The 15,925-nt window shown below is 68.4% G+C and carries 13 protein-coding genes; all 13 read right to left on the bottom strand.

Annotated elements, in window-relative coordinates:
- Positions 1-335: 335 nt before the first annotated feature.
- Positions 336-1,103: a hypothetical protein gene (locus PPSIR1_RS35625; RefSeq protein WP_157596325.1), complete on the bottom strand. Its 768-nt coding sequence runs from the start codon at positions 1,101-1,103 to the stop codon at positions 336-338.
- 241 nt (positions 1,104-1,344) lie between these two features.
- Complete coding sequence (gene clpX, locus PPSIR1_RS35620; protein WP_006976118.1) at positions 1,345-2,595, bottom strand: ATP-dependent Clp protease ATP-binding subunit ClpX; 1,251 nt, start codon at positions 2,593-2,595, stop codon at positions 1,345-1,347.
- A gap of 34 nt (positions 2,596-2,629) precedes the next feature.
- Positions 2,630-3,253: an ATP-dependent Clp endopeptidase proteolytic subunit ClpP gene (gene clpP, locus PPSIR1_RS35615; protein WP_086001987.1), complete on the bottom strand. Its 624-nt coding sequence runs from the start codon at positions 3,251-3,253 to the stop codon at positions 2,630-2,632.
- Between the two features lie 382 nt (positions 3,254-3,635).
- Positions 3,636-4,997, bottom strand: coding sequence for a trigger factor (tig, locus tag PPSIR1_RS35610; protein WP_006976116.1), 1,362 nt, complete (start codon positions 4,995-4,997; stop codon positions 3,636-3,638).
- Positions 4,998-5,152: 155 nt separating this feature from the next.
- Positions 5,153-6,355: a trans-sulfuration enzyme family protein gene (locus PPSIR1_RS35605; protein WP_045117406.1), complete on the bottom strand. Its 1,203-nt coding sequence runs from the start codon at positions 6,353-6,355 to the stop codon at positions 5,153-5,155.
- Between the two features lie 1,017 nt (positions 6,356-7,372).
- Positions 7,373-10,255: a tetratricopeptide repeat protein gene (locus PPSIR1_RS35595; protein WP_006976113.1), complete on the bottom strand. Its 2,883-nt coding sequence runs from the start codon at positions 10,253-10,255 to the stop codon at positions 7,373-7,375.
- Between the two features lie 18 nt (positions 10,256-10,273).
- Entirely contained in the window at positions 10,274-11,647 is a 1,374-nt protein-coding gene (gene accC / locus PPSIR1_RS35590; protein ID WP_006976112.1) for an acetyl-CoA carboxylase biotin carboxylase subunit, read from the bottom strand.
- Positions 11,644-12,144, bottom strand: a complete 501-nt coding sequence (gene accB, locus PPSIR1_RS35585; RefSeq protein WP_006976111.1) for an acetyl-CoA carboxylase biotin carboxyl carrier protein — start codon at positions 12,142-12,144, stop codon at positions 11,644-11,646. The genes accC and accB overlap by 4 nt, the downstream gene beginning before the upstream one ends.
- A 36-nt stretch (positions 12,145-12,180) precedes the next feature.
- A complete protein-coding gene (locus PPSIR1_RS35580) occupies positions 12,181-12,738 on the bottom strand; it encodes a type II 3-dehydroquinate dehydratase (RefSeq protein ID WP_006976110.1) in 558 nt (185 codons plus the stop codon).
- Between the two features lie 30 nt (positions 12,739-12,768).
- Positions 12,769-13,161, bottom strand: coding sequence for a roadblock/LC7 domain-containing protein (locus PPSIR1_RS35575; RefSeq protein WP_006976109.1), 393 nt, complete (start codon positions 13,159-13,161; stop codon positions 12,769-12,771).
- 44 nt (positions 13,162-13,205) lie between these two features.
- The gene (locus PPSIR1_RS35570) at positions 13,206-13,928 is read right to left on the bottom strand and encodes a hypothetical protein (protein ID WP_006976108.1); all 723 of its coding nucleotides are present in this window, start codon (positions 13,926-13,928) and stop codon (positions 13,206-13,208) included.
- Between the two features lie 59 nt (positions 13,929-13,987).
- The gene (gene aroB, locus PPSIR1_RS35565) at positions 13,988-15,220 is read right to left on the bottom strand and encodes a 3-dehydroquinate synthase (protein WP_157596323.1); all 1,233 of its coding nucleotides are present in this window, start codon (positions 15,218-15,220) and stop codon (positions 13,988-13,990) included.
- Between the two features lie 99 nt (positions 15,221-15,319).
- A complete protein-coding gene (locus PPSIR1_RS35560; RefSeq protein ID WP_198154689.1) occupies positions 15,320-15,895 on the bottom strand; it encodes a shikimate kinase in 576 nt (191 codons plus the stop codon).
- Positions 15,896-15,925: the final 30 nt, after the last annotated feature.

The following is a 15,925-nucleotide window of genomic DNA, read 5'->3' as shown; positions in this document are numbered from 1 at the left end:
CGACCCTCTGTCTATTTCAGCCGTCGTGGACGACGCCACGCCCTCCCTGCCCCACGTCCACGACTCAGAGCCTGTGAGTAAATCGCCCCCTTCGGGGGCAACCCAATGCCCACTCGAAGGTACGAACTCCATGGCCCACCGGCCATAGCGGAGGAACGGAGCGACAAAGCGCCCCCGGTCCACCACCCCCTGCGGGGGCTAAAAAGGACGCCCCCCTTTGGGGGCAACCCAATGCCCACTCGAAGGTACGAACTCCATGGCCCACCAAGCCAAAGCGGAGGAGCGGAGCGACGAAGCGCCCCCGGTCCCAGCCGTCTGTGGGGGCAAAGGAGAGCTCAGTCTCGGCAGCAGCCGATCCGCAAGGTGACGAAGCCGGTGTGCACGGGCTCGAGGTGGGTGTTCACGCGGATGTCGTAGTCGAGGCCGATCCGGTACATCGCATCGTCGGCGTCGAAGATGAGGCCAGCCCCCACGACGCCGCCGACGGCCGCGGCGGTCTCGTGCAGCCGATGGCGGCGAGGCAGCCCCCCGAGGGCACCGATGCCCGTGCGCACGTAGATGGGCCCGAGGATCGCCGTGCTGGTGATGTCCACGCCCCAGCTCGGGGCCTTGCGCTCGTAGTAGGGGGTCACGTGGGCGACGGCGCCGAGCATCACCCCGAGATCGCGGGTGTCGTGGCTGAGCACGCCGCCGCCTTCGATCTCGAAGCGCGTATTGGGGTGGAAGCCCTGGTTGTAGAAGGTCATCCCCGGGGCCAGGCCGAGGCCGATGTAGCCGTTGGTCAGGGACATCGTCCGCTTGGGCGCGACGTACTCGTAGTCTTCGTAGTCGTAGTCGTCGTAGGGCTCGGCCTCCGCATAGGCCTCCTCTTGCTCGAAGTCGGGCTCGTCGATGGGCGGCGTCGCGGTGCTCGCCTCCGCGGGAGCCTCGGCCGGCGCCTCGCCGGCTTCGCTCGCCTCGGGTTGGGCCTGCGCGTCGCCGTCGCTGGCGTCGACGGCGATGGCCTCGCCCGTCGCGGTCTCGCCCTCGGCAGCGGGGGGCGCGAGGGTGACGCCTAGAGCAGAAAGGGACAGGGACAGGGTAAGCAAGGTCGAAGCAGCCATGGTGGGGGTCTCTGCTCCGGGAAACGGCCCGCGCCCTGTTTTGCTTGCGTCCTGGAGCGTCACCGGTGACACACCCCACGGGAACCCACGCCTTCGTGATCCCGACGGCCGCGGCTGCATCTACCCGTGCTGCGCTCCCGCTCCAGAGCCCCTCGTCGCTCGAATGCGCCCACGAAAAAGGCCCCACCGAAGTGGAGCCCTCTCGTCGCGAGCTTCGCTCGCTACCGAAGTGAAGCGCGGCTCAGCTCGCCTCTTTCTTGTCGGCGTAGACCAACACGGGCTGGGTGCCCTCGATGATCGTCTCCGGGTTGATGTGCACCTCGGTGATGTTGTCGACGCTGGGGATGTCGTACATGACGTCGAGCATCGCCCGCTCGAGGATCGAGCGCAGGCCACGAGCGCCGGCGCGCTGCTCCTTGGCCGTCTTGGCGATGGCGTGGAGGGCATCCTCGGCGAAGGTCAGCTCGACGCCGTCCATGCGCAGCAGCCGCTTGTACTGCTTGACCAGCGCGTTCTTGGGCTCGGTGAGGATCGAGACCAGGGCCTCCTCGTCGAGCTCCTTGAGGGGCGCGACGACGGGCATGCGGCCGATGAACTCGGGGATGAGCCCGAACTTCATCAGGTCCTCGCTCTGCACCTTCTGGAGCAGATCCCAGTGGCGCTTTTCTTTCTTCTCCTGGAGCGTCGCGCCGAAGCCCATGGTCTTGGCGCTGACCCGGCTCTCGATGATGTCCTCCATGCCCGCGAAGGCGCCGCCGCAGATGAACAGGATGTTGGTCGTGTCGACCTGCAGGAAGTCCTGCTGCGGGTGCTTGCGGCCGCCCTTGGGCGGGACCGAAGCGATGGTGCCCTCGAGGATCTTGAGCAGCGCCTGCTGCACGCCCTCGCCGGACACGTCGCGGGTGATCGAGGGGTTGTCGCCCTTGCGAGCGATCTTGTCGATCTCGTCGATGTAGATGATGCCGCGCTGGGCCTTCTCGACGTCGTGGTCGGCGTTTTGAAGCAGCGAGACGATGATGTTCTCGACGTCCTCGCCGACGTAGCCGGCCTCGGTCAGGCTGGTCGCGTCGGCGATCGCGAAGGGCACGTCGAGGATGCGGGCGAGGGTCTGCGCGAGCAGAGTCTTGCCAGAGCCCGTGGGCCCGATGAGCAGGATGTTGCTCTTTTGCAGCTCCGGCTCGTCCCCCGAGTTCTTGACGTTGATGCGCTTGTAGTGGTTGTAGACCGCGACCGAGATGATCTTCTTGGCGCGCTCTTGACCAACGACGTAGTCGTCGAGGATGACCCGGATGTCCTTGGGCTTGGGCACCTTGCCCGGCCCTTCCTGGCGCTCTTCCTTCTGGACTTCCTCGGCGAGGATGTCGTTGCACAGCGCGATGCACTCGTCACAGATGTAGACGGAGGGCCCGGCGATGAGCTTCTTGACCTCCTTCTGCGACTTCCCGCAGAAGGAGCAGCTCAGGTTTCCGCTTCCCTTGTTGTTGCCCGGCATGTGGTCCCTTGGGGTTGACTCGTTCTCGAGTGGTTCAGGATTCGGACTTGCCGTCGCCGGCGTCGCCCGAGGCGCCCTCTTCGGAGCGCCGGAGGACTTCATCGATGAGGCCGTACTTCTTGGCCTCGTCCGCCCCCATGAAGTTGTCCCGGTCGGTGTCGGCGAGGATCTCGTCGACGGTGCGGCCGGAGTGCCTGGCCATGATCTCATTGAGCTTGGCCTTGAGGCGCAGAATCTCGCGGGCCTGGATCTCGATGTCCGTGGCCTGACCCGAGGCCCCGCCGTGGGGCTGGTGGATCATGATCCGCGCGTTGGGCAGCGCGAAGCGCTTGCCCTTGGCCCCGCCAGCGAGCAGGAAGGCGCCCATGGACGCGGCCTGCCCGAGGCAGTAGGTGGCCACGTCGCAGCGCACGTACTGCATGGTGTCGTAGATGCCGAGGCCGGCCGTGACGACGCCACCGGGGGAGTTGATGTAGAGGCGGATGTCCTTATCGGGATCCTCCGACTCGAGGAAGAGCAGCTGGGCGATGATGATGGACGCGACTCGATCGTTGATGGGATCGCCGAGGAAGACGATCCGATCCTTCAAGAGGCGGCTGTAGATGTCCCAGGAGCGCTCTCCGCGATGAGTCTGCTCGACGACGAAGGGGATGTTCATGGAGAGCGGGGGTTGGCCGAACCAGGGCATTCGTGTGCTCCGTTACAGTCTCTCGTATGGTGACGGCGAGAGTCTGAGCTTGCAAGGGTGAGGGCGGGATGACAAGGGCCTCGTTCTGAGGCGCCTCGGAGTCTGCATCAGACCATCGATGAGCTGACCGGCGCGCCGCCCAAGAAGGGGGGAGTACGGGAACGAGCCCACCAGGTTCGTCTGGTGAGCTCGGGTGGGGTCGGAGGCGCAACTGCGACCCAAGCGCGGGTGGCAGTCGATACACGCCATGTCCCTTCGACCGCTTTGTGGCCGAGGGTCCAGAACTTGGCGGCATGCTCGGATCAACGCGGATGATTCAGATCCGCTTCCCGAGGCTCGCAGGCCGATGAACTCAGCCCTCGTCGCCGTCGCCGTCCTTGGCGTCTGCCTCAGCGGCGTCGGCCTCGGGCTCGGGGTCGGGGGCCTCGGTGACCTCGGCCTCGTTCATGAGGAAGTCGAGGATCCGCTCCTCTCGCATCTGCGCGCGAAGGATCAGAATCTGCTGGTTCTTCTCCATGGTCGCGCGCAGGCGCGCGGGGTTTTGACCCTGCGCCTCGGCCATCTCCTTGACCTCGGCGTCGAGCTCCTCCTCGGTGATGTCGATGCCCTCGGCGTCGCGGATGGCCTCGAGCAGGAGGAAGGCCTTGACGTTGAAGGTCGCCTGGGGGCGCACGTTCTCGGCCATCTGCGCGTCGCTGCTGCCGATGTGCTGCAGGGTCATGCCCTGCTGGGCGAGCTGGCGCTTGAACTGCTGGACCTGCGCGCGGACCTCGTTGGTGATCATCGAGGGCGCGGGCTCGAAGTCGTTGGCCTCGAGCAGGGCCTCGACGAGGCGCTGGCGAGCCTCGCGCTCCGCGACGTCGGCGTCCTCTTTGCGGACGTTCTCGCGGATTTGCTCCTTGAGCTCGTCGAGGGTCTCGGCCTCGCCAGTGTCGCGGGCGAACTCATCGTCGAGCTCGGGCACGATGGTCTCGCGCACGTCACGCAAGGCGGCGGTGAGCTTGACCTCGGCGCCCTTGAACTCGGCGCGGACCTTGTCCTCGGGCGGCGTGAAGCTCAGCTCGCGCGCGCTGCCGACGGCCGACAGGGGAAGCTCGGCGAGGGCCGCCGCGAGGCCGGGCACGACCTCGGCCGCGCCTTCCTTGCCGATCTCGATCTCGAGGTCCTTGCGGCTGAGCGGCGAGTCGCCGATGGAGCCGTCGATGTCGAGGGTCCACACGTCGCCGGCCTGGGTGTTCTCGCGATCGCCCTCGATGGGACGGATCTCGACGAGCTCCTGCTGCTTCTTGGCCAGCTCGGCGTCGACCTTGGCCTCGTCGGCCACGGACGGGCGGCGGCGCACGGCCACGCCCTTGTAGTCCTTGGGCTCGATCTTGGGCGCGACCTCGAAGCGGGCGGAGTAGCTGAAGTCCTCACCCTTTTCGAGGGAGCTGCTCTCGAGCACGGGCTGGGTCAGGGGACGGGTCGAGTGGGTCGCGATCGCGGTCTCGAAGGTCTCCTGGAACAGCTCGCCCTGGAGCTCCTGGCGCGCGCTCTTGCCAAACATGCGCTCGAGCACCTTGGCCGGGATCTTGCCGGGACGGAAGCCCGGCACGCGGGCGCGCCTGCCGATGGTGCGAAGCTTGGTATCGAGGCGCGGTCCGACGTCCGTCCACGGGACGGTGACTCGAATGCGGCACTCGACGGATGTGATCTGCTCCAGCTGGCTGTCCATGAGGAAGGGGACGCCTATAACAAAGCCGGGCCGGTGACACTAGGGCTGTCCGCGTGACCTCGCCGAGATTCTTGGCCGCCGCCCGAGCCAGCAGGAAAATGCGCGATCTCCGGCCACCGAGCCCCGGACCGAGCCCGGGGTCCCCCGCCCTCAGCTCACAGCGCCGCCAAGCCCGACTCCAGGTCAGCCCGGAGATCCGCCAGGTCCTCGATGCCCACGGCGTAGCGGATCAGCCCCTCGCGGATCCCCAAGGCCGCCCGCCCCTCGGGCCCCTGGTCGTAGAAGCTCATCAGCGCGGGCTGCTCGACCAGGCTCTCGACCCCGCCGAGGCTCGGCGCGAGCTTGGGGACGCGCAGCGCGTCGACCAGCCGCGTGCCCGCCTCGAGGCCCTCGACCTCGAAGCTGATCACCCCGCCGCCGCCGCGCAGCAACCGGCGGGCGTGGCCGTAGTCCTGGTGGGACTCGAGCAGCGGGTACCAGACCTTGGCGACCTTCGGGTGAGCCTCGAGCACCCTGGCCAGGGCCAGGGCGCTGTGGTTGTGCCGCTCGACCCGGAGCGCGAGGGTCTTGAGCCCGCGGCTGAGCAGGTAGGCGTTGTGCGGATCGCAGACCGCCCCGAGGGTCCCGACCTGCTCGCGGATCGCGTCGACCAGCCCGGACTTGCCGATGACCACGCCGCCGAGCAGGTCGTTGTGGCCGCCGAGGTACTTGGTGGTTGAGTGGATCACCAGGTCCACGCCGAGGCTCAGCGGGCGCATGTTGATGGGCGTGGCGAAGGTCGCGTCGATGATGGTCTTGATCCGCCGCGCCTTCGCCAGCGCGACCACGCCCTCGAGATCGACGACGCGCAGGTAGGGGTTGGTGGGCGCCTCGGTGAAGATGATCCGGGTCGTGTCCCGGACGGCGCCCTCGATGGCCTCGAGGGTCGGCGCGACGATGTCGAACTCGACCCCGAACTTGGCGAGGTAGCTGCGCGCGAACAGCCGGGTCTTGCGGTAGACGTCGGCCGTGAAGATGACGTGCTGGCCGGCGCGGAGCATGGCGAGCAAGGTCGTGGTGATCGCGGCCATGCCCGAGGCCATGAGCACCGCCCCGCAGCCGCCCCCGTCAGCCTCGCCGGCCTCGAGGGCGGCGAGCTTGGCTTCCGTGGCGGCGACGGTGGGGTTGCCGTAGCGGCCGTACTCTTCGGGGCGCTCGACCTCGCGCTGCATGAAGGCGTGGAGTTCGGCGGTGTTCTCGAAGGGGTAGGTGCTCGAGAACACCACCGGTTCGGTGATGCTTCGGCCCGAGCGGACCGAAGGCTCGCCGCCGTGTACGGCTAGCGTGGATCCTCCGAGCTGTTGATCGTCGGCGCTCATGGGGGGCATCCAACACCGGGTGGAGAGGTTGGGCAAGGGTGGGAACCCCGTGCGCTCGAGGGCGGAGGGAACCTCGTTGTGCGGTGTTCTCGGGCTGGCGCGCTCTCGGGGCTGCGGTGCCTGGTTGGCTTCGACGGTGCAATGGGACTGCGGTGCCTGGTTGGCTCCGACGATGCAATGGGACTGCGGTGCCTGGTTGGCTCCGACGATGCAATGGGACTGCGGTGCTGGGTTGGCTCCGGCGGTGCAATTTGGACTGCGGTGCTTGGTTGGCTCCGGCGGTGCAATTTGGACTGCGGTGCTGGGTTGGCTCCGACGGTGCTCCGCGGCCTATTCGGCGGGCTCCTCCCCACTCCTGCGCTCGAGCCGAGCCACACCTCATTGCTCTTCCAAGTCTGTACTCGGCTCGGTGCTCGTCGCAGGGACCCCTCCCGCCGAGCGGCCTGCTGTGTATGCGCCAGAAGAATGCCGGGCGAACCAACACGAGGTCCGCGGCGGCCGGTTGCATCCCCACCAACCTCCACAACCAGCAAAGTCCCAGCAACCATGGTCTTCACCCCCGCCAAAACATTTCCCCTCGCCGCCCCATGACCGGAGCCGCAGCGAGCGAAGCGAGCGTGAGGTGGATGAATCGCGCGCAGCGAAGCGAGCACGATTCATCGTCGGGGCGGACGCTGTCGAGGGCCTCCCGATAGCACCTCATGGGAAAAAATAGCCTGCTCTCCAACCCGGGCTGCATACAGCAGTGGTTGGACAACCCAACGAGCATCCACCCCAGGCTCAACCAACCCAACGAGCATCCACCCCAGGCTCAACCAACCCAACGAGCATCCACCCCAGGCTCAACCAACCCAACGAGCATCCACCCCAGGCTCAACCAACCCAACGAGCATCCACCCCAGGCTCAACCAACCCAACGAGCATCCACCCCAGGCTCAACCAACCCAACGAGCATCCACCCCAGGCTCAACCAACCCAACGAGCATCCACCCCGGCCCCCAGAAAACCCCACCAGCACTAAGCCAGCAGCATCAACTTCTCGTCCCGATCCCGGAACCCAGCGTCCACCCGCTCCAGCGCCTCTCGGGCCTCGTCCTCCCGCCCCATGTCGAGCAGCGCCATCGCCAGCTCATAGTTCGCCTGGCAGCGCTCGTCCTTCGTCCGGGCGACAGACGCGGCCTCGGAGAAGTGCTCCATGGCTCCCTCGCCGTTGCCCTGCTGCAGGCGCAGCATGCCCATCTGGACGAGGGCCTTGGCCTGCCAGCGGGGATCCTTGGCCGCGGTCGCGTACTCGGCGATGGCCTTGTCGATGAGGCCCATCTCTCGGTAGGCGGTGCCGAGGTCGAAGCGGTCGCCGGCGTCGGCGTCTTCGACGTCGTTGGTCTGGATGGCGACCTCCCGCTTCTTGCGGGTCTTGGGCGCGCTGTCGTCGAAGATCGCGGACAGGAAGTCGTCGTCGTCGTCCTCGTCCTCGAGGTCGAGCAAGGGCGCGGCCCCGTCTTCGTCGTCCTCGAGGGTGAACTCCGACTCCGGCTCCGGCTCCAGTTCCAGGGTGAACTCCGACTCCGGCTCCGGCTCGAGGGTGAACTCCGACTCCGGCTCTGGCTCGAGGGTGAACTCCGACTCTGGCTCCGGCTCGAGCTCGACCTCCGGCTCTGTCTCGGGGGCGGCGAGGCCCAGGCGCGCGGCGACCTTGGCGAGCTCGGGGTGGCCCGGGTAGAGCTCCGAGAGGTCGTTGTAGGCCGCGACGGCGTCGTCCTCGAGCTCGTTGTCGAGGTAGAAGTCGAGCTCGTCGAGCTCTCCGGAGATGTCGGGCCAGCCTTGCTGGGGGGCGGGCTCGGGCTCCGAGCCGGGCTCGGGCTCGGGCTCGCCGAAGCCAAAGTCGAAGTCGCCGTCCTCGCCCGGATCCGGGGCGTCCGGGGCGTCGGGGGTGTCCGGGCTGATCCGGCCGACGACCGGGCGGCCCGTGCTCTCCTCGACGGCCTCGCTGGCGGCCTCGTCCTCGCTGCCGAAGAAGTCCTCCTCGTCCTCGTCGTCGAGGCCAAAGCGGTCTTCGAAGTCTTCCTCGCGGGGGAGCTCGGTGACCTCCGAGCCGGTGTCCACGGAGATCGCAAAGTCGTCCTCGTCGTCGACGAGGCGGTTGAGCTCGGAGGTCAGGCTCGGGTCCGCCGAGCCGATGTCGATGTTGCCCTCGGAGTCCTCGCGGGCGGGCGCGACGACCTCGACGTCGCGGCTCGGGGGCGCGGTGTGGGCGGACAGCGGCTCGGTGACCAGATCGCCCCCGAGGCCCAGATCGAGGTCGAGGTCGCCGAGGTCGTCGTCGTCGTCGTCGCCGATGACCAGGGACTCGCTGACGTCGATGCCGAGGGGATCGTCGTCGAATTCCGTGGGCACGGCCGGAGCCAGCTCAGGCTCGGCCTCCGAGGTCGCGGACAGCACGCTGGCGCAGCGCTCGGCCAGCTCCTGGGCGCCGCCATGGGTGGGGTCGATCTCGAGGGCGGTCTGGGCGTGGGCGGCCCCGGCCGCGGGGTCGCTGGCCGCCACGAGCTCGCCCAGGTAGACCCAGGTCTGCACGGCCGCGCCGTGGCGCTCGAGCTCGGACAGGATGCTGGCGCGCATCTCGAGGGCCTGCAGGTGGTGGGGCTGGGCGCCGAGGATCTGGTCGGCGTGGACCAGGGCGTGCTCGAAGAGCTTGTACTTGGTGAGGACGCGGACCTCTTCGAGGTGCTTGTCGATGTCGACCTCGCCGCTCTCCTCGGGCGAGGCCTGGTCGCCCTCGGAGATGACCTCCTCGGTCAGCGAGGCTCGCCGCGGCGAGGGCACTGCAGCGGTCCGGGGCGGCGGGGTCGGGGTCGGGGTCGGGGTCGGGGCGACCTCTTCGAGCTCTTCGACCTCGTCGAACTCTTCGATCTCCTCGAACTCCGACAGCTCGTCGATCTCTTCGATCTCCTCGAACTCCGACAGCTCCTCGACCTCCTCGGCCGGGACCTGCGGGCCGAGCTCGGCGAGCAGCTTGGCGACGTCGGCGTTGTCGGGGGCCCACTCCGCGGCCTTGCGCAGGACCGCGACGGCGTGGCGCAGGCCGTCCGCCCCCGCCTTGGGGTCGCGCTGGATCTTGACCAGCTCGAGCACCACGGACACGGCCTTGTCGGTCTTGCCCAGGCGCACGAAGGTGTCCGCGAGCAGCTCCAGGCCCAGGGCGTCCGTGGGCACGCGCTGGAGCAGCTCGTTGAGCTTCATGAGCGCGCGCCGGGGCTGATCGAGCTCGAGGTAGACGCGCACGAGGTCGCGGATGACCGCGTCGACCTGGCGGTGGTAGAGCAGGCGCTCGGCCACGCGCACGTACTCTTGGTGGCGGCCGGCGTCGCGCAGGAAGTCGGCGCCGCGGCGGAAGTGCTCGACGGCGTCGTCGGTCCGCCGCTCGCGGGAGAAGAGCTCGGCCAGGCGCAGGCGCTTGGCCATCTCCCGCGGCATCAAGTCGGCGACGCGCTCGTAGAGCATCAGCGCCTCGCGGGTATTGCCCGAGCGCAGGTAGACCCCCGCCACCTTCTCGTAGAGGGCCACGGCCTCGGGCACGCGGCGCAGCTGCTCGAAGGCCTGGGCCGTGCTCAGGTGCACGTCGTAGCGCTCGGGCGCGAGGTTGAGGACCTGGCGGTAGACCTGCAGCGCCTGGGGCACCTCGTTGCTCGAGAGCAGCAGGTTGGCCGCGTGCACGTAGCGCTCGACGGCCAGGTCCAGCTTGCCCGCGCGCTGCAGGCAGTCCGCGAACAGCAGCCACGCCTGGGTGTCCCCAGGCACGGCCTCGACCACGCCCTGGAGCTCCTTCATGGCCTTGTCCAGCTCACCGCGGGCCGCGAATTGTTGCGCGGCTTGGAGGGCTTTGTCTCGCTGGAAGGCCATCGGGGTCGTCTGCTCGGATCAAGCGTGCGAGTCGAGCTCGGCCTGGATCGCGTCTGGATCCATGTTGCGCTCGAGGAAGTGGGTGTCGTAGCGGCCCTCGGTGAAGGGCGCCTGCTTGAGGATCCACCGGTGCAGAGCGACGTTTGTGGAGATCCCCTCGAACACGCACTCCCCCAAGGCCCGGCGCATGCGCGCGATGGCCTTGTCGCGGTCCTGGGCGTGCACGATCAGCTTGCCCAGCATGGAGTCGTAGTAGGGGGACACGGTGTAGCCCTGGTACACGTGGGTGTCGATCCGTACCCCGGTCCCGCCGGGGAGGTTCAGCGCCGTGATGGTACCTGGGTGCGGCGCGAAGTTCACCGGGTGCTCCGCGTTGATTCGGCACTCGATGGAGTGACCGCGCGGACGCCACTTGCGGTCCAGCCAGCCGAGGGGCTCGCCTTGAGCCAGCCGAATTTGCTCCTGAACCAGGTCTACGCCCGTGATCATCTCGGTCACGCAGTGCTCGACCTGGACCCGGGTGTTCATCTCCATGAAGTAGAAGCGATCTCCGTCGAGGAGAAATTCTACTGTTCCCAGGGAGTTGTAATTAATCGCGCGGGCTGCGGCGATCGCGGCTTCGCCCATCTCGCGCCGCAGCTTCTCGCTGTAGTTCGAGGCGGGCGCCTCCTCGATGACCTTCTGGTGCCGGCGCTGAACCGAGCACTCGCGCTCGAGCAGATCGATGACGTTGCCGTGCTGGTCGGCGACGATCTGGATCTCGATGTGCCGCGGGCTGGTGATGTAGCGCTCGCAGTACATGTCGCCGCAGCCGAAGGCCGCGAGGGCCTCGGCCTGCGCGGTCTGGAGCGTGGGCGCGACCTCGTCGAGGTCCCAGACGATCTTCATGCCCCGGCCGCCGCCGCCGGCGGAGGCCTTGAGGATGACCGGCAAGCCGATGCGCTCGGCCGCCGCGCGGGCTTCCTCGCCCGACTCCAGCACGGTCGTGCCCTCGAGCACGGGCACGCCGGCCTTCTTCATGGTCTCGCGGGCCATGACCTTGTCGCCCATGGTCCGCATGTGCTCGGGGTCGGGCCCGATGAAGGTCATCCCGCACTTTTGGACCGCGTCGACGAACTCCGGCCGCTCGGACAAAAAGCCGTAGCCGGGGTGCACCGCGTCGGCGCCCGAGATCTCGGCCGCCGCGATCAGGTTGGGGATGTTGAGGTAGCTCTGGGCCGCCTGGGCGGGCCCGATGCACACGGCCTCGTCGGCGAAGCGCGTGTGCAGGGCGTCGGCGTCGACGGTCGAGTAGACCGCGACGGTGCGCAGGCCCATCTCGCGACAGGCCCGGATCACGCGCAGGGCGATCTCACCCCGGTTGGCGACGAGGACCTTGCTGAACTTGGTCACAGACGGCGCACCTTGAACAGCTTGGTCCCGAATTCGACGGGCGCCTGGTTCTCGACGAGGCACTCCTCGATCACGCAGCCGAACTCGGCCTCGATCTCGTTGAACAGCTTCATCGCCTCGACGATGCACACGGTCTGACCGGGGGTCACGGTGCTGCCGGGCTCGACGAACACGGGCTTGTCGGGGCCGGGCGAGCGGTAGAAGGTGCCGACGAAGGGCGAGGTGATGAAGTCGCCCTCGGGCTCGGCCTTGGCCTTGGCCGGCGCGGAGGCGGGCGGAGCCGGCGCGGCGGCGGCCGGAGCGGCGGCCGCCGCGGGCGCCTGGGCAACCACGGTCTGGGCGGGCACCAGGGTCTGGCTGGTCACGTCGCCGCGGCGCAGGAGGATGCGCTGCTCACCGGTCTCGATCTCGAGCTCGTCGAGACGGTAGCGCTTGAAGACCTTGGCGAGCTCGCTGACGTAGGAGATTTCGGGCAGCTTGGAGTCTTGATCGGACATTGTCGCGTTGTCGGGCTGGAGGGCGTGGCCAGCAGTCTAGGCTGGCGCGGGCTCGGATTGGAGCACCGTAGCGAGGGCCGAGAGCGCGAGGTTGTAGGACTCGGCTCCGAGCCCCATGATCACCCCGCGGCAAGCCCCGCCGGTCACTGATGTGTGCCGAAAGGACTCGCGCGCGTAAAGGTTGGAAAGGTGCACCTCGATCGTGGGGTACGGCACGCCCGCGATGGCGTCGCGCAGAGCGACACAAGTATGGGTGTACCCGCCAGGATTGATGATCAGGCCGCGTCGCGCCTCCTGCGGAGCTTTCGCACTGGCCTCCGGCGAACCCGCGGGAGGGGGCGAAGCTCCTTGCCGCGCAAGGGCGATCGCAGACACGTCGCCGTACCCGAAGGCGTGGATGGCCGAGATCAGCTCACCTTCGGAGTTGCTCTGGAAGCACTCGACCTCGAGGCCCAAGCGCGCGCCCAGGCTCCGCAGTCTGCCCTCGATGTCGGCGAGCGTGGTGGTCCCGTAGACCTCCGGCTCGCGCACACCGAGCAAGTTCAAGTTCGGCCCGTTCAACACGAGCACGCGCGGCTTCAGCTCGCCGTCCACCCTCGTCCCGCCTTCGAGTGGGGTCGCGGATCAGCGATAGAGGTCGGCGTTGAGGGCCTTGGCCTGCGAGCGCAGCATCCACCGACCCTTGCCCATGTGCCCGGGCGAGCCGAGCATCACCGCGACGAAGTATTCCTCGGACATGACGCGGACGATGACCGTCCCGTACTCCCCCTTGAGGGTGATGTCCGACAGGCCGCCCATGCCGAGGCTGTTCGCGGCGTCGCGCAGCTCCATGAAGCGGAAGGAGAACTCCATCGCCATGGACTCGATGTCCGTGTCGTCCTCGTGGTCGGGGTGGACCCACTGCTCGACGGAGATCCCGTCAAAGCCCATGAGGATCGCGCCCTTGGCGCTCGGCGTCTTCTCGACGATGGTTCGCAGAATTTCGTCCATGGGCAGCTCGATCAGCGTCGCAGCCAATGCCTCGCGGGGTCAAGCACGCAAAGGGGCTGGCGAGCGGAAAGTCAGGCGTCCGGCTCGCAGCCCGGGGCGCTCACGGGCAGACCCTGCGCATACCCACAGGTACCGGAGAAGCCCGTCGTCGACGGGCACACGCCGACGCACTCCTCGGAGTCCGAGGGCGCGCCGCAGTAGCGCAGGCAACCGAGGCAAATCTCGAGGGGGTAGGTGAACTCCTGGGTCTCGATCTTGCCCAGGGGGCCGTCGTCGGAGATCGAGTCCGTGCGCCGGGCCTTGATGACCACGGTCATCTCGAGCACCTCGATGACGCCCTCGCTCAGGGTGCCGCGCAGCTGCTCGGTGATGGAGGTCGGGATGTCGACGAGGACCACGTCCGACTCCCCGCCCGCGATGGAGGTCTGGGGGATGGGCGAGTTGAAGCCCGTCGGGGCCGCGCCGCCGGAGTAGGTGAAGGTGACGTCGGCCGAGAGCAGCTGGACCACCGAGTCGTCGATGCCCGTGTTGCTGCCGGCGTTTTGGATCTGGTTGTTCTCGACCACGAAGCCCATGCCGATCTGGGTGTCGAAGGACACGTCGGCGACCATGTTGAGGGGCGAGGCGGTGTTGTTGCTGAGCACGCAGTTGTCGCGGGCGTCGAACCACACCGCGCGGCTGATCACGAGGTGATCCTGCTCGTCGACGCAGCCGAGGCCCGTGAAGGCGGTGAAGGCGAGGGTCCCCGCGAGGGCGCAGCGGGATACGATGGACGAGGCTAGACGAGACAACATGGCCGAACTCCAGGGCGCAGCGTCCCCAAAGGGGGACCCTACACTCTTCGACTCGAAGCCTAGCAATCTCCGTCCGGATCCCGCAACAAAGACACGATCTCGGCGGCCGTCAGCGAGAGCACCGCCGGGCTGCCGATGGCCTTGAGGGCGATGAAGGAGATCGACGAGCCGGCGCGCTTTTTGTCGTTGGCCAGCACACTCTCCATGCGGCTGGCTCGCTCGTCCTCGAGCCACTCGTCGAGGTTCGTGGGCAGGCGCAGTGCCGCCAGCGCCTGGCGCAGCTGGTCCTCGAGGCCCTGCTCCCCGGCCTCGGCAACTCCAGCCCCAGCTCCAGCCCCCCCAGCCCCAGCCGGTGGCGTGGGCGCGATTTGCTTGCGCTGGGACAGCCGCGCCATCGCAACCAGGCCCAGGGCGACCGCCTCGCCGTGCTTGAGCTCGAAGTCCGAGAGCATCTCGAGCACGTGGCCCACGGTGTGCCCGAGGTTGAGCACGACCCGGCCCTTGCCGGCCTCGCCCTGCTCCCGGGGGTCCCGGCTCACGCACGCGGCCTTGAGGCCCACGGAGGTCGCGACCATGCGCGCGAGCACGTCCGTGTCGCGGGCGTAGATGTCGTCGGAGGCCGCCACGACCTGGCAAAAGTGCTCCGGGGAGAACAGCGCGCCGTGCTTGAGCATCTCGGCCAGGCCGCAGCTCAATTCGCGGTCTGGCAGGGTCGAGAGCACCTCCGGGTCGATGAGCACGACCGTGGGGAAGTGGAACGCGCCGACCAGGTTCTTGCCCGAGGGCAGGTCGATGGCCACCTTGCCGCCCACGGACGCGTCGACCTGGGCGAGCAGCGAGGTCGGGCATTGCATCAGCGAGATGCCGCGCATGAACAGCGCCGCCGCGAGCCCGGCGAGATCCCCGACCACGCCGCCGCCGAGGGCCACGACCACGTCGCGTCGACCCATGCGCGCGGCGACCATGCCATCGATGAGCTCGAACAGGCGCTCGGTGCACTTGGTGGCCTCGCCCGCGGGGACGGTGAAGCTGTGCACCTCCAGGTCCTGGGCCTCGAGGCTCTCCCGCGCGGCCTGCCCGTAGAGGGGCATGACGTTGGTGTCGGAGATCAGCGCCACCCTGCTCGCCTTGGGGTGGCTGCGGCGCAGCTCGTGGCCGAGGCGACCGAGCAGGCCGGGGCCTACCAGTACGGGGTAGCTGTCGTCCTCTGTGGGGACGGCGACATGCAGCGCGAGTGGTTTGCGCTTGTCCGGGGCCATGGCTCGCTCGGGATCCGTCAACGCCGATGCCACGACGCCTGAGAGCGTCTTATCGCGCGACCGGGTCCCAGGGCAACCCGCACCGCAACAAAGCTCCCACCTTGCGCGACACCGACCCCGGTGTAGCCGCGCTCAAGCTGCCAGGGCTGCACGCAGGGCCTCGACCACGGCGCGCACCGGCGGGCGAGCGTCGACGCGCAGCTCGGCGCTCGCGTAGGCGGAGGCCCGGGCGCGCAGCAGCTGGTCGAGGCGCTCGCGCAGGGAGGCCCGGTCCTCGAGCAGCGGGCGCTCGGCCCGGGCCGCGTCCGTGCTCAGCCGGGCGACCAGCGCGTCGACGGGGAGCTCGAGGTAGACGACCCGGCCGGCGCCGGCCATGTCGGCCCGGTTGGCCGGATCCACGACCACCCCGCCGCCCGTGGCGATCACCACCCGAGCGCCGGCGAAGCCCGGCTCGTCGAGGAGCGAGCACAAGGCCGCGCGCTCGCAGGCGCGGAAGTAAGCCTCGCCGTCCTCGAACAGCTCGGCGATGCTCGCCCCGAACATCCGCTCGATGCGGCGATCGAGGTCGACGAAGGTCGCGCCGAGGTCCGCGGCGAGGGCCCGCCCGACCGTGGACTTGCCCGCGCCCATCATCCCGACCAGGAAGACGGGGCCGGGGCTGACCGCGCGCGCGGGGCTCGAGCTCGGCTCAGTCACAGTCACAGTCACCTGGGCAGCATAAACAAAGAGGGAGGCCGA

Origin of the sequence: Plesiocystis pacifica SIR-1 (assembly GCF_000170895.1) — a bacterium.
Classification (GTDB): domain Bacteria; phylum Myxococcota_A; class Polyangia; order Nannocystales; family Nannocystaceae; genus Plesiocystis; species Plesiocystis pacifica.
This window is presented reverse-complemented; position numbering and strand designations above follow the sequence as displayed.

What these genes read in the sequence shown, in the direction of transcription:
- clpX (WP_006976118.1), bottom strand. Translation starts at nt 2,595, where the DNA reads ATGCCGGGCAACAACAAGGGAAGCGGAAACCTGAGCTGCTCCTTCTGC.
- tig (WP_006976116.1), bottom strand. Translation starts at nt 4,997, where the DNA reads ATGGACAGCCAGCTGGAGCAGATCACATCCGTCGAGTGCCGCATTCGA.
- accB (WP_006976111.1), bottom strand. Translation starts at nt 12,144, where the DNA reads ATGTCCGATCAAGACTCCAAGCTGCCCGAAATCTCCTACGTCAGCGAG.
- clpP (WP_086001987.1), bottom strand. Translation starts at nt 3,253, where the DNA reads ATGAACATCCCCTTCGTCGTCGAGCAGACTCATCGCGGAGAGCGCTCC.
- PPSIR1_RS35570 (WP_006976108.1), bottom strand. Translation starts at nt 13,928, where the DNA reads ATGTTGTCTCGTCTAGCCTCGTCCATCGTATCCCGCTGCGCCCTCGCG.
- PPSIR1_RS35605 (WP_045117406.1), bottom strand. Translation starts at nt 6,355, where the DNA reads ATGAGCGCCGACGATCAACAGCTCGGAGGATCCACGCTAGCCGTACAC.
- PPSIR1_RS35595 (WP_006976113.1), bottom strand. Translation starts at nt 10,255, where the DNA reads ATGGCCTTCCAGCGAGACAAAGCCCTCCAAGCCGCGCAACAATTCGCG.
- PPSIR1_RS35625 (WP_157596325.1), bottom strand. Translation starts at nt 1,103, where the DNA reads ATGGCTGCTTCGACCTTGCTTACCCTGTCCCTGTCCCTTTCTGCTCTA.